Annotated in this window: 16 protein-coding genes; 5 read left to right on the top strand and 11 right to left on the bottom strand. The window is 66.1% G+C overall.

What is annotated here, in order from left to right:
• Nucleotides 1–2: 2 nt before the first annotated feature.
• Both ACWHTU_RS12310 and ACWHTU_RS12315 read left to right on the top strand, forming a co-directional pair.
• On the top strand, nucleotides 3–1,184 hold the full coding sequence (locus ACWHTU_RS12310; RefSeq protein ID WP_447859662.1) for a DNA polymerase Y family protein: 1,182 nt from the start codon (nucleotides 3–5) through the stop codon (nucleotides 1,182–1,184).
• Entirely contained in the window at nucleotides 1,185–4,223 is a 3,039-nt protein-coding gene (locus ACWHTU_RS12315; RefSeq protein WP_447859663.1) for a DNA polymerase III subunit alpha, read from the top strand. It abuts the gene before it with no gap.
• A 73-nt stretch (nucleotides 4,224–4,296) separates the two neighbouring features.
• Here ACWHTU_RS12315 and ACWHTU_RS12320 read toward each other — a convergent pair whose 3' ends face one another.
• The gene (locus tag ACWHTU_RS12320; protein ID WP_447859664.1) at nucleotides 4,297–4,497 is read right to left on the bottom strand and encodes a hypothetical protein; all 201 of its coding nucleotides are present in this window, start codon (nucleotides 4,495–4,497) and stop codon (nucleotides 4,297–4,299) included.
• A 106-nt stretch (nucleotides 4,498–4,603) separates the two neighbouring features.
• Here ACWHTU_RS12320 and ACWHTU_RS12325 point away from each other — a divergent pair, with 106 nt between their 5' ends.
• Nucleotides 4,604–5,536: a DUF72 domain-containing protein gene (locus ACWHTU_RS12325; RefSeq protein WP_447859665.1), complete on the top strand. Its 933-nt coding sequence runs from the start codon at nucleotides 4,604–4,606 to the stop codon at nucleotides 5,534–5,536.
• Here the strand turns inward: ACWHTU_RS12325 and ACWHTU_RS12330 are convergent.
• The 4 genes from ACWHTU_RS12330 to ACWHTU_RS12345 form a co-directional block, all read right to left on the bottom strand.
• Nucleotides 5,500–5,727, bottom strand: coding sequence for a hypothetical protein (locus ACWHTU_RS12330; RefSeq protein WP_447859666.1), 228 nt, complete (start codon nucleotides 5,725–5,727; stop codon nucleotides 5,500–5,502). The genes ACWHTU_RS12325 and ACWHTU_RS12330 overlap by 37 nt on opposite strands.
• Before the next feature lie 1,072 nt (nucleotides 5,728–6,799).
• Nucleotides 6,800–9,778: a hypothetical protein gene (locus ACWHTU_RS12335; protein WP_447859667.1), complete on the bottom strand. Its 2,979-nt coding sequence runs from the start codon at nucleotides 9,776–9,778 to the stop codon at nucleotides 6,800–6,802.
• Nucleotides 9,714–10,688, bottom strand: coding sequence for a UvrD-helicase domain-containing protein (locus ACWHTU_RS12340; RefSeq protein WP_447859668.1), 975 nt, complete (start codon nucleotides 10,686–10,688; stop codon nucleotides 9,714–9,716). The genes ACWHTU_RS12335 and ACWHTU_RS12340 overlap by 65 nt, the downstream gene beginning before the upstream one ends.
• Nucleotides 10,689–10,917: 229 nt before the next feature.
• On the bottom strand, nucleotides 10,918–11,778 hold the full coding sequence (locus tag ACWHTU_RS12345) for a helix-turn-helix domain-containing protein (protein ID WP_447859669.1): 861 nt from the start codon (nucleotides 11,776–11,778) through the stop codon (nucleotides 10,918–10,920).
• Nucleotides 11,779–12,207: 429 nt separating this feature from the next.
• Here ACWHTU_RS12345 and ACWHTU_RS12350 point away from each other — a divergent pair, with 429 nt between their 5' ends.
• Nucleotides 12,208–12,759: a hypothetical protein gene (locus tag ACWHTU_RS12350; protein WP_447859670.1), complete on the top strand. Its 552-nt coding sequence runs from the start codon at nucleotides 12,208–12,210 to the stop codon at nucleotides 12,757–12,759.
• 108 nt (nucleotides 12,760–12,867) lie between these two features.
• Nucleotides 12,868–14,016, top strand: a complete 1,149-nt coding sequence (locus tag ACWHTU_RS12355) for a zinc ribbon domain-containing protein (protein ID WP_447859671.1) — start codon at nucleotides 12,868–12,870, stop codon at nucleotides 14,014–14,016.
• 533 nt (nucleotides 14,017–14,549) lie between these two features.
• Here ACWHTU_RS12355 and ACWHTU_RS12360 read toward each other — a convergent pair.
• The 6 genes from ACWHTU_RS12360 to ACWHTU_RS12385 form a co-directional block, all read right to left on the bottom strand.
• Complete coding sequence (locus ACWHTU_RS12360; RefSeq protein ID WP_447859672.1) at nucleotides 14,550–14,894, bottom strand: helix-turn-helix domain-containing protein; 345 nt, start codon at nucleotides 14,892–14,894, stop codon at nucleotides 14,550–14,552.
• 254 nt (nucleotides 14,895–15,148) lie between these two features.
• Nucleotides 15,149–15,736: a hypothetical protein gene (locus ACWHTU_RS12365; RefSeq protein WP_447859673.1), complete on the bottom strand. Its 588-nt coding sequence runs from the start codon at nucleotides 15,734–15,736 to the stop codon at nucleotides 15,149–15,151.
• Between the two features lie 24 nt (nucleotides 15,737–15,760).
• Nucleotides 15,761–17,056 carry a hypothetical protein gene (locus ACWHTU_RS12370; protein WP_447859674.1) on the bottom strand — a complete coding sequence of 432 codons (1,296 nt, stop codon included), beginning with the start codon at nucleotides 17,054–17,056 and terminating at the stop codon, nucleotides 15,761–15,763.
• Between the two features lie 17 nt (nucleotides 17,057–17,073).
• Entirely contained in the window at nucleotides 17,074–17,247 is a 174-nt protein-coding gene (locus tag ACWHTU_RS12375) for a hypothetical protein (protein WP_447859675.1), read from the bottom strand.
• Nucleotides 17,222–17,554: a hypothetical protein gene (locus ACWHTU_RS12380; RefSeq protein WP_447859676.1), complete on the bottom strand. Its 333-nt coding sequence runs from the start codon at nucleotides 17,552–17,554 to the stop codon at nucleotides 17,222–17,224. Before ACWHTU_RS12380 ends, ACWHTU_RS12375 begins: the two co-directional genes overlap by 26 nt.
• Nucleotides 17,555–18,232: 678 nt before the next feature.
• Complete coding sequence (locus ACWHTU_RS12385) at nucleotides 18,233–18,766, bottom strand: hypothetical protein (RefSeq protein ID WP_447859677.1); 534 nt, start codon at nucleotides 18,764–18,766, stop codon at nucleotides 18,233–18,235.
• Nucleotides 18,767–19,183: the final 417 nt, after the last annotated feature.

Here is a 19,183-nt window from a genome sequence, read left to right on the forward strand (position 1 = left end):
CCATGGACCGCCAGATCGTGTGCTTTGCGATCCCGTCGTTTGAACTCGCGCTGGTCCGGCTCACCGACCCTACGCTCCGGACGCGACCCCTCGCCCTGGCCCCGCTTGCGACGCCCCGCGCCCTGCTCCATGACGTGTCGCCCGAAGCCGAGCGGGAGGGGCTGCAAGCCGGCATGCCGGTGGAGCTCGCGCGGCGGGTGTGCCCGTCCCTGCAGGTGATCGCCCCCGATCCGCATCGCGTCCGTCTGGGGCATCAGCGGCTCCTCGCCATCATCGCACGCTATGCCCCGGTATGGGAGCTGGCTCGGCCCGGCACCGTCCTCATGGATGTGACTGGCACCAGCCGACTGTTCGGGCCGGCCTGCGATGTCGCCGCCAGGGTGCAGCGGGAACTGTACGCCCGCGACCGGCTCGATGGCGTGGCCGGTGTGGGCAGCAACAAACTGGTGGCGCAGACGGCCGCAAAGGTGATCGAGCCCGCCGAGCTCTATGAGGTCCGCCCTGGCGCCGAACGCCTCTTCATGGCTCCCCTGTCGGTCCGCCTGCTGCCGGGGCTCCAGCGTCCCGGCCTGCGAGCCGTCCTGACGCGGCTGGAGGACCTCAATCTCCGGACCTGCGGCGACGTGGCGGAGAGTCCGCTGGCGGCCTTGGCCCTCGCGATCGGCGACCTGGCCGGACCGCTCTCCCACTGGGCGCAGGGGATCGACCAGGCGCCGGTCCTCCCGCCGACGCGCCAACCTGCGCTGGAGGAGACCATCATCCTGGAGCCGGATGAGATTGATGATGCCGTGCTGTGGAGCCGGCTGCTGCAAGGACTTCGGCAACTGTGCCGGATCCTGCGGCAGCACCGCCGCGTCTGCCGCCGACTGTCCCTGGCGATCTGCTCTAGCGATCAGGTCCAGGTGATGAAGCAAGCGCGCGTCACGCCGGAGACCTGCTGGGAAGTCGATCTCGCGCCTCTGCTGGCCGAACTCTTTCGGCGCTGTGCCCGCCGTCGGATCCGCCTCCGCCGGATGACGGTGGGCTTGAGCGATCTCGCCCCGTTGGCGGAGCAACAGTCCTTGTTCGAGGACCGATCCAGCAACGATCTGCAGCGGGAGCGGGCGAAGCGGTTGGCGGTCGCGCTCGATCAGCTCCACGCCAAGTTCGGAGAGCGGGCGATTGGCTACGGGGGGAGTCTGTGAATGCCGACCGGCTTCGTGCACCTGCATACCCATTCCTGGTATTCCCCCATGCACGGGGTGCCCACCGTGGAGGCGCTGTGCGCAGCGGCGCGCGCCCAGGGCCAGGACTCCCTCGCCCTCACCGACACGAACGGGCTCTACGGCGCCATCCGCTTTCTCGAGGTGGCCCGGGAGGCCGGGCTCAAGCCGATCCTGGGGGCGGAGCTCGTCCATGGCGGGCACCGGGCGGTGCTGCTGGCGAAGACCCCAGCCGGCTATGCCAACCTCTGTCGGATCCTCTCCGCGCGCCATTGTGACGAGGCCTTCGACTTCACCGCCACGGTCGCCCGGCATCGAGTCGGCTTGCTCATCCTGTCGGATGATCTCGCCGCCCTGACCGCGTGGCGGCAGGAGTCGGACGACGACCTCTACGTGGAATGCTCGCCAGGCCCCACGCTGCCCGAGGCGGTCGCGTTCAGCCGGCAGCAGGGGCTTCCCCCGGTCGCCACCACGCGGGCCTGCTTTCTGCGTCCCGCCGACTACCACGCGCACCGGCTGCTGCGGGCGATCGCCCTGAACACGACCCTGTCACGGCTCCGCGCGGAGCTGTGCGCCGCTCCCTCCCAGTGGCTCATGCCGGAGCCGGTCCTGGCCCGCTTCTTCCCCCAGGTCCCCGAGGCGCTCACCAACACGCGTCGCCTCGCGGAGGCCTGTCACACCGACTGGGATTTCACGGCGACCATCTTTCCCGCCTTTCGCCGGCTCTCCGCCGAAGCCGCCTTCGAGACGCTGCGCACCAAGACGTACGCCGGAGCGCGCTGGCGCTATGGTGAGGTGTCCGCGGCGGTCAGGGCGCGCATCGAACAGGAGTTGGCCGTCATCCGGGAGAAAGGCTACGCCCACTACTTCCTGGTCGTCGAGGAGATCGTGCGGCAGGCGCCGCGGACCTGCGGCCGGGGTTCCGCGGCCGCCTCCATCGTGTCGTACTGTCTCGGGATCACGCACGTCGATCCCCTGCGCCACCACCTGCTCTTCGAGCGCTTTCTCAACCCCGGTCGCCATGATCCCCCGGACATCGATCTCGACTTTCCCTGGGATGAGCGCCCGGCCATTCTGCACTGGGTGTTCGCGCAGTACGGGCCGAACCAGGCGGCGATGGTGGCCAACCAGAACACGCTGGCCGCGCGGGCCGCCCTGCGCGAACTCGCCAAGGTGTACGGAATACCGGCGAGAGAGATCGCGCACGCCCTCCGGTTGCTTGCGCGGCGGGCCGACGTGGTCGAGGTGCCGCCGGACCTGCCGGTTCAGACCTGGGCCGCGCAGGTCTGCGACGCCCTGCGCCTGAGAGCCCCGTGGCCAGAGATTGTCTGCTGGGCCGTGCAGCTCCACGGACACTTCCGCCACCTCGGCCTCCATCCCGGCGGCGTTGTGCTGGTGCCGGACGAGATTCAACGGTATGTGCCGGTGCAGCGCTCCGCCTCCGGCTGGCCGGTGATCCAGTGGGAGAAGGAGCAGGCCGAAGAGGCGGGATTGGTCAAGATCGATCTGCTCGGCAATCGCTCGCTCGCCGTGATCCGCGATGCGCTGGCGGCGATCGCCCGCCAGACCGGCCGCGTGATCGACTATGCGACGTGGGATCCGATCCGCGACCCGGCCACGAACGACCTGATTCAACGCGGCGACACGATGGGGTGCTTCTACATCGAGTCGCCGGCGACGCGGCTCCTGCTCAAGAAACTCTGGACCACCATGCCGCCCGCCCGGCGCGCGCAGGCGGATGTCTTCGAGTACCTAGTCGCCGTCTCCTCGATCATCCGGCCTGCCGCCAACCGGTTCGCCGACGAGTTCGTCCGCCGCGCCCACGGGCGTCCGTACACCCCGCTCCATCCGCTCGTGGACGAGGTGCTCGCCGAGACCCACGGCATCATGGTCTATCAGGAAGACGTGCTGAAAGTGGCCGTGGCCGTGGCCGGCTTCTCCGTCGAGGACGGCGATCACCTCAGAAAGGTCTTGAGCAAGAAGCACAAGCAGCGGCGACTCCGGGATTACCAGCGGCAGTTCTATGCCGGCGCCGCGGCGCGCGGCGTGCCGCGGCCCGTGATCGACCAGGTCTGGGCCATGATCCTGAGCTTCGCCGGCTACAGTTTCTGTAAGCCCCACTCCGCCTCCTACGCGCAGGTCAGCTTCAAGTCGGCCTACCTGCGCGCGCACTACCCCGCGGAGTTCATGGCCGCCGTGGTGAGCCATCAGGGCGGCTACTACTCGACCTTCGCCTATCTGTCCGAGGCGCGCCGCATGGGGCTCGCGATCCTCCCGCCGGATCTCAACGCGAGCGACTGGGCATACACCGGATCGGGCAAGACCATCCGCATGGGACTGATGCAGATCAAGGGGCTCCAGGCGGCCTTCGCGACGCGGCTCCTCGCGGAGCGAGCGGAAAACGGCCCCTACCGGTCGCTTCACGACTTCCTCACGCGGGTGCAGCCCGACCTCGCCCAAGCGACGCTGCTGATCAAGGCGGGCTGTTTCGACTCCATCGCGGGGGACCTCACGCGCCCCGGGCTGCTGTGGCGCCTGTTGGCCTCCCAGGCCGCCACGCCGCCGGGCTATTTGCCCATTCCTGCTGAGTACTCAGTCCAACAGAAGCTCGCGCACGAGCTGGAGCTCTTCGGTTTTCCGTTGAGCTGTCATCCGTTGGATCTCTTCAAGGACGTGCTCGCTCACATCCCACATATTCCTGCAAAGAACCTAGCTCAGCACGTTGGCGAAGAGGTCACAGTGATTGGGTGGCTCGTCACTGAGAAGATCATTTCCACAAAGAAAGGCGAGCCGATGGAGTTCGTCACCTTCGAGGATCGGACAGGACTTTACGACGCGACCCTGTTTCCCGATGTCTATCGCCAGTACTGTTATCTGTTGGCGCCGAACCAGGCCTATGTCGTAAAGGGGGTCGTGGAAGAACAGTGCTCGGCCATCACGCTGAGGGTCACGGCGCTGCGACGGCTGGTTGCCAGTGACATGGAACGGGCGTTCGAGGCCGTTGAGGAAGTCGCCTCATGACGGGGATCTTCGAAGAAGCATGCGTGAGCTGGGGAACGCTCAGCTCAGGAGGACGTGTGCGACGCCTCAGGCGTTAGACTTCCATAGTCACCGCCTTGCGCCGTTCAAGGACGCGCCTCACTTCCGGCTCGTACAGCGCCAGCAGTTCTCTGATGGCGGTCTTCAGGTTTGTCAGTGCCTCCTCCTCCGTCGCCCCGCTGGCCGTCGCCCGAAGTTCATCGCTCGAAGCGACATACTCAACGTCGGTCTTCTCGACCACCGCAATGACTTGCACGGGCTCCCTCCTCTGAGATCCTGGCCCACTCGTCCTGACGCTTTCCCATAATCTAGCCTCCAACGGTGGTCGGTGCAACGAACGAAGTCGTTGCAGATCGAGCCCATTGAGGAAATCGTCGCGTAGCCGTACACTCGCGGCCATGCCGCTCTCCCCGCTGATCCGCTTTGGCACGAGCACGTGGGCCTACGAGGGCTGGCAAGGCCTGGTCTACAAGCGGCCCTACCCCAAGAGCCGCTTCGCCTCGGAATGCCTGGGGGAATACTGCCAGTACCAGTACCAGGGCGAACCGCTGTTCCGCACCGTCGGTAACGACAGCACGTTCTATCGCCCGCCGACCGCCAACCAGCTCCGGCGCTATCTCCATCAGATCTTCGACGAGTTCGACATGTGCTGCAAGGTCTGGGAAGAGATCACGATTCCCCAGTATGCGAAACAGCCGCGGTACGGAGCCAAGGCCGGCCAGCCGAACCCGCGGTTCCTTGACCCAGCCGTGTTCAACGACCTGGTGCTGGCGCCCTACCGGGAGGCGAGGTTCGAACCGCATACGGGGCCGTTCATCTTCGAATTTCAGCGCCACGGGCTGTCCGTCGAGGAATTCTGCTCGCGGCTCGACGCGTTCTTCCGACAGGTGCCGAAGGACTTTCGCTATGCCGTCGAAGTCCGCAACGCCGGCCTGCTCGGCCCTGAGTACCGCCAGGTCCTTGAGAGGCACGGCGTCGCGCACGTGTACAACCACTGGAGCTACATGCCGCCGTTGGCCGAGCAGCACCGGCGGCTGGGACGCTTCACCGCCCCTTTCACGGTGCTGCGCCTCCTCACACCGCTCAAGATGTCTTACGAGCAGGCCAAGAAACGAGCGGAGCCCTACACGAAGATCATCGAGGAACTCCCGGAGATGCGGCGGGATACGGTGGACTTGATTCGTCAGGCCGTGAGAGAAGAGCGCCAAGCGTATGTCCTGGTCAACAATCGCGCAGAGGGGAATGCACCACTGACGATTCAGGCACTGGTGGATCGCTTGCGTAGCGGAGCTTGACCCGCATGCGCACAGGCCGTCGAACCGGGTGTCTGCGATGACCCACCGCCGACCGTCTCCCGTGGCTTGGCCAGGATGCAGTCTTCGAGCTGGTCGTCCATCGCCTGCGGGATGATCGTCGTCGCGACCAAGTCGTCTTTCCGCTTGTACAGGCGGTCGTTGAGCATGGCCTCGGCCGATGCCGCGCCCATTCCCGGCCTCATCCCCTCACTCTTCACGAGGGTTGGCACCCCGCTCAGCCGCCCGCTTTGCTACGCACGGCCGCGGCTGACGACGTGGCCCGCTTGAGGTTACCACGGCCGGACTCGCACTGGCTGATCAACGACACCTTCGCCCGGCACGCTCACACCTCTTGACAGGATCTCTCAATCCCCCAGCCTGGTGCCAGAAACGGTGTCTCCTTGGCGAACCTCAGCATGTCACGCTCACGCGCTAAGCGTCACAGCCCGCTGCGCGGCCGACGTTAAGCCAGCCCACTCAAGCCTCTTGTGGGCCTGGACCAGCGAGCACTCCCGCCAGCTGTGCTGCTTCTCTCAACACCTCTCGAGCGAGTTGCTTGTTTTGAGGTGGGAAAGGACTGACGTGGACAGAGAACTTCCACCCATCTGCCTGCAACGCCAAACCACCCCTTGTCTTGTCAACCAGTTGGGCGACCGAGGCCGAAACTCCGAGACCGCGTGGAGCCCTCAACCCTGGGAGCTTGAGCAGCGCACGATACGGGGCTTTCCCGAAGACAACCACTCGCGGCGGGCGGAGAAGCAGAAACTCCTGAATGAAATGCCGAGGGGCGCAAGCGTCGACCACATCATCGGGAGGATTCTGATGGCGATCCTTCTCCGTGATGGCGCATTTCACGCTATGGACCAGGAAGAGACCTTGCGACAGGAGGTTCTCCCACGGTCCGGGGAGGGTCGCAAGGATGAAGCGCCGAAGGTTGTCGTCCGGATTGTTGGTCGCGCTCAGCGCTCGCGTCTTCTGTACGATCCCTTCTATGAAAGGGGGTGCGATCCCGACGAGGCGGAGCTTGACCCTCTGGACCGGCGCATCAGTCTGCTGCCGGATGTTGTAGGCTACGCGTTCAGGGTGTCGGAGTTCATGGTGTCGGCAAGCCTCGCATGCCCAGATTGCATCCTGAATCCTCTTCCAGGAGACGGTGTCGCTGCTCGTCACGGATTCGAACTCCGTCTCGTCAGGCTAACGCCCGCATCAGTGGCGGCGCGCAGCGCCGTCTCTGACCTGCACTCGTTTTCCACACATGTCCTTTCACCTGCTTTGATCGGGTGCTTTCACTAGCACCTCGAAGCGTTCGCCGGAAAATAAACAACACACACTGTGGCCATTAGCACACTTAACAAGCTCGATTGTCATGTTCCAATCAGGTAGCTGCCACGCGTGGGCGTCATCGCTGGCCCGATCAAGCCGCTGGACAGGTACTTCGCCGCGGAGCTCCCTCTCCTGCACGTAGACCGTCACTGTCTCGAATCGCTGGAGGTGTTCGATCCGAAAGCGAGCATGCACGCGGGAGAGCACAAACTTGAACGGACCGCGTGCCCACTCTGAGAGTCCGCCCGCGTCGCTCCTCGCCACAAGCTCTGGATACTCGGAAAGTTGCCGTTCTCCAAGGCCCCATGTTTCCCGAAGCCTCTTGGCTCGATCCTCTCTATCTCTCGCCTGTGCCTCGTCGTTACGCTCCCGGCGGAGGTACGCCGCGTGTCGTTCGAGGTTCCGGACGAGCCGCTCCGCACCAAATCGCTTTAGCTCCGCTGATGCATCTGGGTCGTTCAGGAGGTTCTCGTAGTACTGGAGTGCATCGACGATCTTCCCGGCTCGCTCGATCGCTGCACCGACCACGTCAGCCTGCAGACCACACCTTCCGGCAACGGCGCCCTTGCCAACGAAGGTCCGGTGCAGAAACTCGCTAATTGATCCTTTACGGTCGGCCGATTCACCTGCTAGCTCCGGCGAGCGAGCGAGCTCCTCAACTGCTACCCGAAGCAGTTGGACACGTATGTCGCTACGCCCAAGGAACTGCCGTGCCTCGTTATTCATTCCCTTTGCGAGTTCCCCAAGATCCGCCTGCTCAGCAGCGTTCACGACAGCAGCCCAAGACCCGGATTTGACGAGGAGTCGCACTGCCACGAGTGCCCCCGCTACAAGCGTTGACTCATCGTTTCTCTTCGCTGCGGCGGCGAACAAATCCGCGACGTTTTGTCGGTTGGGTTTCACCGCGGTCAACTCTCTCGCGAGCTCCAAGTCCCCCGCGTTGAGAGCAGCGTCGATAACCGCGAACACGACCCTATCCTCAAGAGCGCCGAGGTTGGGCAAGTTGGCACCATGCTCTCGCCACTGCGCGAGAACCTCGCTCCACTGCTTGAGACGACTGAACCAGCCGATGTTCTCCGGGAAGGGCGCTAGACGACCTTTTGCCAGGCAATAATCCGCGCGGTCTGTTTCTCCCAGTCGCTCCCAGATCCCGACTGCGGTAGCGTATTCGCCCGCAGCGTAAGCTATCGAAGCAAGGTACTGCTCGGGGAGCGATAACCCGTCCTGTGTCAACTGCCGGAAGGTTGCCCACGTCTCTCTCCACGGCACAGTCTTGTCACCGCTCGCCTTGGCCAGCCGTTCGGCCAGCTTGGCCAGCACCAGCTTCCAGGTTGCGTCCTGCGCTGCCTCGGCCCGCCAGGTTGGCTCCCTGGCTGCGTCCAGGACCGCCGACAGAAATGTGGGCGCGACTTCGCTACCGCTGCGGACGATAAAGTCCGCCGCACGGCTCTCAAGTCGCCCTGCATAGGCGACATCTTTGGCCGCCAGTTCGCAGATGTTCGCGAACTGCTGGCCCCGCCAGTAACACCTGAACGCCTCGTCGAGGAAACCCAGCTCTCGGTATCGATCGCCGGCTTCCCGGTGCTTTCCCTCGAATTCCGCAGCCAATGCAAGACAGCATCCCGCCTCGATCTCGTCGCTCGCGCTCCTGTACGCGAGAGCCGCTTGGCGCATCAGGTAAGGATCGCGTTTGCGGCGTCCGTGCCCGGCGTACTCAGCACCCTGCGCTCGCGGGTCGACACGCTCACCACTCCATGCCCCCTCATGACCTCGTCCGAGGAAGGTGATTGAATCTTTCCAAACCTGTGGCTCCTTTGTCTGCTCCACCAGGCGGTCGACCATTTCGAATGCAAACCGCCAAAAACCGGATTTTGGGTCAAAGGCATCGTTAGAGTCCACCACAAAGAGCTGACCCTTCGCGCGACTTGCCGCCACGTAGAGGCGGTTCAAGAAGTACTCGAAGGGGAGCTGCTGCTCGGAGTCGTCCCGCAAATTCAAGTCCCCATTGAGCAAGCGAAGGAAATTGCTGGGAGCGGTCTCGGCGAAGCGGTAGAGGACGACGGTTGGAAACTCAAGCCCCTTCGCTCGAGTCGGACCGAGGACGTTTGGGAAGACGCCGTCGCTCTGTTCCTTGAGTCCGCCAAGAATCGTGTCAGCACGCGCAAACTCGCTCTCCTCGCCCTCCTCGCAGTTCACGAGCTTCACGAGATCGGGCCGCTGCTGGAGCTGCTGTTTGGTGAAGGCGTTGTCGATGGCGAACCACACCGGCGGCGCGGGCTCGTCGACCCACCATGCTTCCTGCGGCCGCGCATCGGGGTCTCCGAGGAGGACGGCACGGAGGAGCTGGATCAGGTTGCAGAACCGGACGATGCCCGGGTTCGAGCGGTAGTTGAACCGTAGCTCGCGGTAGCTGATCTCGAGCGGTGCCCGGCGACGTGGATCGAGGACGGCGCAGAAACGCTCGTGGAAATCCGCCTGTACAACGTCCCAGCGGAAACCTGTGGGATTGATCGTCTGCAGGGGGTCACCCGCGAAAACGATTGGAACCCGCCGTAGCTCCTCGGGAACGAGCGATCGCTTGGAATAGACGGAGAGCTGAAAAATGATCTCGAGTTCCAGAGGCGTGAAGTCCTGTGCCTCATCGCAGAAAACCGCCGCGAAGTTCGAAACACGTGCGGCACTCGAGTCCAGTACCCGAGCCGCCAGATCCTGATCGTCCCAATAGCCCTCCTCTTTGCACAAGCGCTTGTACCATCTGCACCAGACGTGTTCGTAGACCTGCTGGTAGGTCTGTGAAGAAACCGACTTTCGGCGCTTGCCCAGGGCCACAAATTCCTCCGGATCAAGTTCGTCGTCATCGGTCAACCGCATGCCCTTGATGTACGACCGGATTGTATGCCAGGCCACGTCTGGACTCATACGCCTCGCCTCGGGTCTCCGGCAGAACCCGGCAGTCCGGGACCCGCTGCGGAAATTCCAGGATGTTCCGCACGGTTGCGCCGCGGAAGCGATACAGGCTCTGGTCCTCGTCGCCAACCACGCACAGGTTCCGGCTTTTCTCCGTGAGTTTTAGGAGCAGCCGCTCTTGGATGTAGTTCGTATCCTGGTACTCGTCCACGAGGACATACCGAAGATCGCGCGTGACGGCGGCGGTCGTGGAATCTTGGAGCAGTTGGAAGACGATGCGTTGGAGATGGGCAAAATCGGTCCGATTGGCTTGGAGCAGGACGCTCTCATAGCGGGTGTACGCCTCGCCGATGCAGCGTAGGAACGGATTTTTGGAATTGCGCAGCTGCGCAGGGTCTATCAGTTCCTCAGCGATCTTGTTGAAGTACGCACGTGCGTGATCGATGGCAGTCCAGCGGGTCGTCCAGCGGCACAGAAAACGACCGTTCTGGGAAGGGCCAATGATCTCGTCGAAGTGCTCAAAGATGAACAGAAGTTGGGTCAATTCGTCTAGTGTGTCGTAGCCATGACCAAGTCTGGTACGGTGCCGGTGCTGCGTCAGAATCCGGTTGCAGAATCCATGGATGGTCGAGACGGTTAACTCGGAGAGGTCGCCTTTGTATCCAACGGTCCGCGCGGCAGCCGCGAGCCGGTCGCGCATCTCGAAGGCCGCCTTTTCGGTGAAAGTGCAGAGTACGATCTGCTTCGGGGAAGCCTTTTCGAGCAACAGCAGGTTGAGTGCGCGCAGTACGATACTGAACGTCTTGCCCGAACCTGGTCCGGCAATCACAAGCAGGGGCCCGTCGAGATGGCCCACGATGGCTCGTTGGGCTTCGTTCAGCGCTGGATAGTGTTTGGCGATGGCGGGAGCGATGCTGATCACAGGCCTAGCTGTTCGACTCTACCTAGTTCTTCCGCATCCTCACGCAGATCTCGGCCAGCAACCCAATGTCCCCTCCACAGGCAGGAGATCTTAGGCAATACCGCGACCTTTGGCAACAATTTGATGCCGACGATCCAGACGGCCCGAACCCGTGTGCCGGGGCGAAGCTGTCATCAACAAAAAGCCGGCCTGCCTTGACTCTTCATCCCGCTCGCCAATCAAGGCGCGATCAGAGCAGCCGTTCAGCGATGCTATACAATTGGGGCACGATCTCCGGATGCTCCTGGAGCAGGCACGTGAGCGCCTCCAGGCTCGCCGAGGCCGGTGCCTGGCCGGCGAGACCGCGCAGCGCCTCCTCCAGCCGCTCCACGGGCGCGCTCGGCAGCCACGCCCGCACCTGCTCGAGTTCCGGGAACGCCACGCGATCCGGCGCGCGCGCGAGCAGCCTCCCGCAGAACTGGGCCATATGCCCCGCCTCGGCCTCCGCGACAAAGCCAGGCGCCATCCTGGCGAGGCCCTCGGCGTGCTCCCGGCTGACCCGATACGCGCCGCGGAACCGATGCCCCGCCGACACCCAGGCGGTCAGCCAGGCGATCGTGTCATAGGCGGACAGCGGGCTCGGCAGCAGCAGGCCATACCGGCGCGCCGCGGCCCAGCCCGGTTGCCACAACAGCCCGCCCGCACCGGCCGGCTCCCCGCCGCGCCCCGGCGGGCCCAGCTCGAGCAGGGCAAAGTCCCATGGCACAGGCGAGGCGCCGAGCAGCTGCACGGCCGCGCGAAAGGCTGTCACATTCCCAGGCTTGGCGAGCGCCACCACGCCCGGCGGCGCTTCCGCGAACATCGCGCCGTGACCGACCGCCAGCCAGTGCATCGACACGCCAAAGGCCCGCGCGATCCCGAGCACCGTCTTGAGATCGGGAATGACGCCTCCCTGTTCCGCGCGCGTGATCACCGGCTTGCTGACTCCCGCGGCGGCGGCGAACTTGGCCTGCGTGAAGCCCGCCGCCGCGCGCAGGCGCGCCAGCCGGGCCCCGATCTCCAGGGCGGCTTGGCGAGACGTTCGCGCTCGAGGTCGGGTTGTTGGGACCATTGGTTCTCCTGTGCGTCTGCTGTGCCCTCTCTCCCTAGACGAGCGCCCGTTCACGCGCGCCCCCGCCGGGCGCGGGGCGCGGATTCATCACCCGTATTACGGGTGATGGAGCGTGCGCCATCGGCACTACGCGGCTCGCCGCCGTGAACGCGTCCCCTCGAACTGGACGGCCCGTTCACGCCGCAGGACCCGCCGCGCGCGGACGGCCCGCTCCACCGCCAGCTCAACCCAAGAGGAGACGACTATGCTGACTGATCAAGCCACCCAACCTGCCCGGACACGGCCGCGCCACCGGCTCCGCGATTGGCCGGTCCAGGTCTTCGAGTACGGCGTGACCTTGCTGCATCCCGAACCGCCGCACCGGCGTCTCGCCACCGCGGCCGAGCTCCCGCCAGCCTGGCGGGCGGAAGCCGACCGCCTACAGGGACTTTGGAATCAGCTCTGCGCGGGGTTCCAGGAGTTTCTCGCGCGCCGGCAGGCGCTCCTGGATGCCCAGCCCTCCGCGGCCCAGGCCGCCCAGGCCGTCGAAGAGGCCAAGCAGCGGCTTCAGGAAGCGAACGCGGCGCTCACGCAGGCCCGCGCGCGCCGGCGCCGCACACCCGGCGAGGCCCTGGCCCCTATGAGGCCGCCGTCCAGGAGGCCCGCGCCCGCCTCACGGCCGCCCGCGAGGCCCGCCGCGCCGCGCGGCAGGCCGTTCGCGAGCAGCTCCAGCCTGCGCTGGCCGAACTGCGCCGCGCCTACGACGCGCGCCTCGCCGCCCTGCGCCGGCAGGTCTGCCAAGCCCCGCCGGACGCGCCGTTTCCGATCTACTGGACGCACGTCGATGACGTGTTCACGCGCTTTCTCGCTGCCTGCAAGCGGATGGCCAAGGGCGGCGGTCCGCCCCAGCCGGATACCGCCGATCCCGTCCGGCTCCGGTTTCTCCACCGCTGGACCGGCGGCGGCCTGCCCATCTCCGAGCTGGCCCTGGGCGCGGCTTAGGCCGCCTCGCGCCCCTGGCTCTTCGGCGACTGCGCGCGCGTCAATCTCCGCACCGTCCCCGCGTCGGCGTTCGATCCCGGCCGGCGTAAGGGCGAGCGGCGGCGCGCCATGCTGACCGACGGCTATTTCCGCGTCCAGGACGTGACCCTCCCGTTCCGGCTGGTCTACCATCGCCCGTTGCCCGCCGGGGGATACTTGAAAGCCGCCACGCTGGTCGGGACGCAAACAGCACCGCCCGTGTATCGCCGGCAGGGTGGCACCGTGGTTCAGCGGCCGGCCCGCTGGCAGTGGCGCTTGTGCCTCACGGTGGAACTGCCGCCCGCCCCTCGCATCGCCCGCCCGCCGCGGCAGGCCGCCGCGATCGATGTCGGCTACCGCGTCCTGGACCAGGACCGCGTGCAGGTGGCCCTCGTCTTGGCGGAGGACGGCACCGTCGAGCGGCTGATCCTGCCGGAGCCGATCCTCCGGTCGTTCCGGTACCTGCGCGAGCTCCAGCAGCGCATCGACACGGAGACTGAACAGCTCAAGCAGGTCCTCCGCGAGCGCCCGCCCGCCGGCCTGCCCGAGGCCGCCCAGCGCCTCCTGTCCGTCCTGACGAAGGTCCGGGACGGGGGCTTGCGCCGGCTCCTGGCGCTCTGCCTTGAGGCGCAGCTGGACGGGCCCGCGGTCGAGCGGCTGACAGCCTGGGCCGCGCGCGTCTCCTCGCTCCGCCGGGAAGCCGCCGGCTTGCGGCAGCGGATGATCCGGCACCGGAACTGGTGGTATCAAAACCAGGCGGCCCGCCTCTGCCGGGCCTTCGGCACCCTCGTGATCGAGGCGCTGGATCTGCGGGAGCTGGCTGAGCAGGAGCCGACGACGCCGGTCCAGCAGGAAGCCGCGAAATACCGCCAGCTGGCCGGACTGTCCCGGTTCCGGGCCGCGCTCCAGCACGCCGCGCCGCGCGCCGGGACGACCCTTGTGCAGATCCCCGCCGCCGGCACCACGGCCCGCTGCGCCGCCTGCGGCCGCGCCATGCTCGGGCCGCGCGAGGAGCAAGTGCTCCGCTGCGAGCAGGGGCACGTGGCGGATCAGGACGTGAACGCCTGCCGGAATCTCCTCCAGCAGTGGCAGGCCTCGGCTGGAGCAGCAGCTTCGCAAACCGGGCCGGGTCCGCGACGATGGACACGGTTGCGAGGATTTCTTTCGCTATTGCGTTGCAAGTATCTTTCAACACAGGTTATCTGGAGCGCTGCAGACCTCAGTCCAGGAGGGCGATGACTGGAACGAGCTGGATTCGGCCGCGGCGCATCCGGTCTCGACCGCTGCAGACCTCAGTCCAGGAGGGCGATGACTGGAACCGCCTCGATCTCGGATGCGCGGTACCGCACCAGACGGTTGCAGACCCCAGTCCAGGAGGGCGATGACTGGAACGGGCGTTGCGAGTGGTCCCCCAAGGGGCCCGGAGATTGGCGACCTGAGTCCAGCAGGGTGAACACTGGAACGCGATCGAAGAACTCCGCTGAAGACAAGACCGGGGAGTTGCCGACCTGGGTCCGGCAGGGAAAGACTGGAACGTCGTACCGCGAGACCATCCACAACGCGGCCCGCAGGTTATCGATCCTCGTCCAGGAAGAAGAGACCGGAACGCGAGCGCTGCGGCCAGGTGTCGGCAGACAGCCGGCGAACACAAGCCCGGTTCACCTGCGAGGCATGCGGTTTCGAGGAGCACGCCGAAGCGACTCGGGGGCGGCTCACCGCCGCGCCTGAGCGCAGTAGGCATCTCCGGCCTTTAAGCGGAGGAGAATCTCAAGTTAGGCAAATAGGACGGACAGCTTGCCTTGGCGGCGGTTTCGTGGCGCCGGTTTCACCACGACTTGGACATCGCTTCCGAGTCGAGTGAGGCAATCCATCAAGCGACGTTCTGAAATGCCACGAAAGTGACCTTTGAGCAGCCCAGACACTTTGGGTTGAGGCAAGCTCAGTAACTCGCCCGCTTCCGTTTGCGTCAGACCTTTCTGCTTGATGAGTTCATCAATTTTTGCCACAAGCTGGGCCTTGATCAGCATGGCCTCAGGATCTCGCGCACCGACATCAGCATAGACATTCCCGCTTCCTTCCTCGATCGCGATTCTTTGAGCAGCTTTGTGTTTTCTCATGGTGTGAGCTCCTTGGCCTTTGCCTCTGCAACCATTAACCGTTCGCGAATCACATCGCGCCGGGCCGAACGGGCTCTACCAGGGAGGATGAGGAAGCGCAGAGAACCCAACAGGGAGGCGCTCGTCTCCGCCTAGCCTCGGTGAACCGGCCATTCGAACAGCTTTTTGAAAGCACCATCACCCGCGAGTCACGCGGCCAGCAGGCCCCCGGACGCCCGCCCAGGAACCTGCCGCGCCGGCTCCGGCTCGCCGGCTCATCGCTGCGATAGGGCCGCCGCTCCCGCCGGCCGCTTCGGCCCAGCGCAGACCTCGCACTGACTCCGCCGGAGGGTGATCCCCTCCGCCGGCCGCCCGCACTTGGCACAGTACCGCTCCGGCGTCCCCGGCTTCCCTTCCTTGACCCACGCCCGATGGCACGGGGGACAGTAGGCCACCCGGTGATCCGCCCGCACCACCGTCGCGCACCGAATGCACCGGCCCACCCATGCGGAGGCGGCGCCAGATGCCTTCGCCGCGGGCCCGAGCCCGCCGTTCCCGTTATAGGTCCCGGCCGCGATTGCGTTCCCATCCGTCTTCTGCCCCACGCGGGGCGGAGCCGCCCCGCCCGTCGCCGCGGCCACGACGGCCTGCTCGTGCCGCTTCAGCCATTCCGCCGTCGCGGCGATCTCCCGCTGCGACTCGCACAGCCGCGACAGCAGGCTCGTGGTCTCCGCCAACTGGCGGTGGCTCACGTCCGCCCGCCACCGGCGCGCGTCCCAGATCTGCCAGCCGAGCAGCAGCCAGGTGAGCCCCTGGCCCACTGCGACGGCGATGAGGATGGTGATCGTGTTGCTGTCGTCCATACCGTCGTTCGCTCTCTCCTTGCCTCACTGTGCGTGTGAACCCAACACCGGGACCGCGCCTCGCGGCCCCGCTCCGTCTACTTGTCTCGCGCCGGCGCGTGCGCCAACAGCCGCGCGACCCGCGCGATCCCCGCTTCCACGGCGCTCGCGAGCGCCGCCTCCGGCACCTCCCAGCTCACCGCCGTCCAGACCGTGCCGCTCTCCACGGCCAGCACGTCCACGCCGACCTGCCAGAGCGTCCCCGCTCGCCGGGCCACCGGCCGTACCAGGATCGTGGCGCCCGCTTCCCGGCCCACGGCCACTTGCTCCCGCTCGGCCACCCCGCCCTCGTACTGCCGCCGCCGCTCCGCGTCGAGCACGGGACGCGCCAGGGACGAGAGCCAGAGCACCTGCCCGCCGCGCGGATGCACGACCCGCGTGATCTCTTCCACCAGCCGCCGCTCGCCCGCTCCCGACCGCGCCCGGCAGCCCTTCCCAGCCCCACACGCCGACCGTGAGCCGCGCGGGCCACGCCTCTCGCGGCACCCGCGGCTCCTCGGCGAGCCGCTTCCGGGCCGCCTCGCTGACCGTCTCGGTCCAGGTCCGCAACACGGCACCTCGCACCCAGACGCCCAGTTCGACGGCCTCGACGCCGGCGCCCTCGACCGCCAGCGGCACGTGCTCGACGCGCACGCTCCGCTGCCCGTCCGGCTCGACGGGATAGCGGATCCACGGCCGGCCGGCCAGCCGCACGCCCACTTCCGCCTCGGACACCGGCCGCCAGGCTTCCTCGCGATGCTCCGGGTCCTCGACGGCCTCCCAGGTCTTGAGGTTCCGCCCTCCCGGCACCAGCCCGATCAGCGGATACGCGCACCCGCCGACCAGCACCTCCGGCACATAGCGCTCCGTGAACATGTCCCACCGGCCCACCAAGGCGTTCAGCGCCAACACCGGCACGCCCATCGGGATGCCGACGCCGCAGCCCAGCGCCGCCACGCCCCAGGACAGCCCCGGCGCGACATAGAACCGGTGCGCCGTGAACCAGCGCTTGCCGGTTCTGGCCAGCACCTGCTCAACCGGCTCCTGGACATCCACGGTCCAGCCGAGGCCGTCGGCATGCGCCACGGCGCTCGCGCGGGCCTCGCCGATCACTCGTTCCTCGACCACCCGGCGCTCGTCCCACTGAACGTGCAGGTCGCGCTTGCCGATCCACACGGTGCAGCCGACGTGCGCCAGCGCGAGCAGGCCGGCGAGACCGGACAGGAGGCCGCGCCGGATGGCCGGGGCGGTCCACGCCCCGACTCTCCGTGAGCACCCTGACCGCATGGGCATGACCGGCATGGCCCGGCTCCTTCCGTTCACCGCGCGACCGGGACGCGCCGCACGGTCCGCCGTCTTTGCCGCAGGCCCCGCCGCACGGTTCGCCACCACTCCTCGATCAGCAGGCCCATGCCGATCACCGTGACGAGGATCCTGGCCACCCGCAGCACGGGGATCACCGGCAGATCATTGACGACCTGCACATTGTTCATGGGAATTGGCGCCAACATGCTGTGTCCGCTCCTGTTCTTTTTCATCAAGCCGGGCTTCCAGCAAGTCCAGGACTTCCATCATAGACAGGGGACTTGCGTGCCGTTTCTTGTTGAATTCTTGCCATACCAGCACTCTCATTCGCGCGCGCGCCGCGCTCATCAGGCGTTCCCACTCCGCTTCCTTCTCCGCGGAGATCCGGTCGAGGATGCGCAGGATGACCATGGTGAGTCCCACTGCCGCGCTGAACAGCGCGACGACGAGCACGCCCAACAACAGGTCGCCGTGTAATGGTCCTACGTCCTGCATCGCTCTCCTCGTTCAGCTCATGGTTGCCTCCCAGCTCCTCACTCCGGCGCGTGTGCCCGCGATGGGGCCGGGTCCGCCTGCTCATCGGCGTGGATCAGCGCGGCGATCCGCGTGGCGACGATGCTCATCCCAGCAGGAACACGAGCAGCGTCCAGACCGGCACCTGCGCCAGGATCTCCCCGTCCAGCGACACGGTGACTTGACAGGTGTCGAAGAGACAATCGAGCATCGGTGTCCTCCTTCAGACTACAGACGGTCTGCTTCGGCCAGGCGGCGTTCGCCCGGCCATCCCGCTTGGCAGCGGTACGTGGACACGACCGTCCGGGTGCTGTGACCTGAGAGATTACATGGCCACGGTTCCCTTGCGACGGGAGCCGTGGTTCTTTCATGGATTCTGGTCTACCACCGAGGGCTGGTGCTTTTTCCGTCGGCGCTGCGGCAGATGGATTGCGGGGACTTCTCCAGGAGCCTGCCGTCACGCGCCGGCGCCTCGAGGCGAAAGGGGTGCGCCGGACCTGCCGATCATCCGGCTCTCCGGGCACCATGTGGCAAGCGTGAGGATGATATCTTCGAGCGGCCTCACCTCCTCTCGTGCTTCGATGATGGTGTTGACGATTGTCGCTCGTACCACGTGTCGCCACAGTTGTCAAGGGCCATTCGGCTCTCTCCGACACCGCGCTACCCCCCGTCTTGGCCCGGCGACAGGCCCCACTCCTCGTCCACTGGTCCCTCCCAGCCGTCTTCCTCCACGCCAGGATCACCCGGTCCCTCGGCGTCGATGACCGCCTCGGTGATCCACCGCTGGCGGTCCACCTCCAGGCTGACCCGCGCGCCCGGCACGATCCGCGCCCGCACCGACTCCGGCACAGGGGTGAAGCGCGAATAGTTGTACCAGGTCTCGCCGAGCTTCACGCCGCGCTCGTTGCTCGCCGCAACGACGCCAGACACCCGCTGTCGCTGTCCGGCGACGTTCGCCGACGATGCTTGCGGCGGACGTGGCGCACCCGGCTTGGCCGCTGATCCCGACGACAGAGCATCACTGATCGGCTCCATGCGCTCGATGAGCCACACCAGCCGGGCTTCGACGCGCACGGCCTGTCCGACGGCAGGACGCCAGCCCGACCACCCCCGTGGATAGGCGTGCCAGATCCCGTTGACCCGACAGGCCTGCGGCGTCACCGCATCGACCCGACCTGTCGCGCACGAGCGCATCGCGGGTTGCTCCGCGCCATCACCGGCCCATCCTTCCGCCGACGACAGAGGTGACGACGACAGAGACGGACCAGACAATGAGCGGGCTTGCTGCGGCGGCGACGGTGGCGCAGCGGCTGCTCCATGCGTGCGGTGCGGACTCGGTTTCATAGATCCTCCTCGTTTGGATTGATGGCACCAATGGCACCATTGGCGCCATTGGCACCATTGACCTCCCTGTGTACCGTATTCCCGTTCCACACTGTCCCCGATCGCCGACCCATTCGATCTCCGATCATGTTAGTCGCCTAGTAAATAACTATACGAAGTATAGTTATTATGTTTTCACTGTTCTTTTCACACGACGCCACTTTTCTGTAGCAGCCTGCCACAGTTTTGGCTGTTTCGGCTGGCGCGTTACGCTACAGCTCTGTGGCA

The sequence above is a fragment of the Nitrospira calida genome, assembly GCF_976986435.1.

Bases quoted from the DNA above. Each gene is read 5' to 3' on its own strand.
- ACWHTU_RS12335 (WP_447859667.1), bottom strand. From the start codon at position 9,778: ATGAGTCCAGACGTGGCCTGGCATACAATCCGGTCGTACATCAAGGGC.
- ACWHTU_RS12370 (WP_447859674.1), bottom strand. From the start codon at position 17,056: ATGCCGGTCATGCCCATGCGGTCAGGGTGCTCACGGAGAGTCGGGGCG.
- ACWHTU_RS12345 (WP_447859669.1), bottom strand. From the start codon at position 11,778: ATGGTCCCAACAACCCGACCTCGAGCGCGAACGTCTCGCCAAGCCGCC.
- ACWHTU_RS12365 (WP_447859673.1), bottom strand. From the start codon at position 15,736: ATGGACGACAGCAACACGATCACCATCCTCATCGCCGTCGCAGTGGGC.
- ACWHTU_RS12375 (WP_447859675.1), bottom strand. From the start codon at position 17,247: ATGAACAATGTGCAGGTCGTCAATGATCTGCCGGTGATCCCCGTGCTG.
- ACWHTU_RS12360 (WP_447859672.1), bottom strand. From the start codon at position 14,894: ATGAGAAAACACAAAGCTGCTCAAAGAATCGCGATCGAGGAAGGAAGC.
- ACWHTU_RS12330 (WP_447859666.1), bottom strand. From the start codon at position 5,727: ATGGGCGCGGCATCGGCCGAGGCCATGCTCAACGACCGCCTGTACAAG.
- ACWHTU_RS12380 (WP_447859676.1), bottom strand. From the start codon at position 17,554: ATGCAGGACGTAGGACCATTACACGGCGACCTGTTGTTGGGCGTGCTC.
- ACWHTU_RS12315 (WP_447859663.1), top strand. From the start codon at position 1,185: ATGCCGACCGGCTTCGTGCACCTGCATACCCATTCCTGGTATTCCCCC.
- ACWHTU_RS12355 (WP_447859671.1), top strand. From the start codon at position 12,868: ATGCTGACCGACGGCTATTTCCGCGTCCAGGACGTGACCCTCCCGTTC.
- ACWHTU_RS12385 (WP_447859677.1), bottom strand. From the start codon at position 18,766: ATGCGCTCGTGCGCGACAGGTCGGGTCGATGCGGTGACGCCGCAGGCC.
- ACWHTU_RS12310 (WP_447859662.1), top strand. From the start codon at position 3: ATGGACCGCCAGATCGTGTGCTTTGCGATCCCGTCGTTTGAACTCGCG.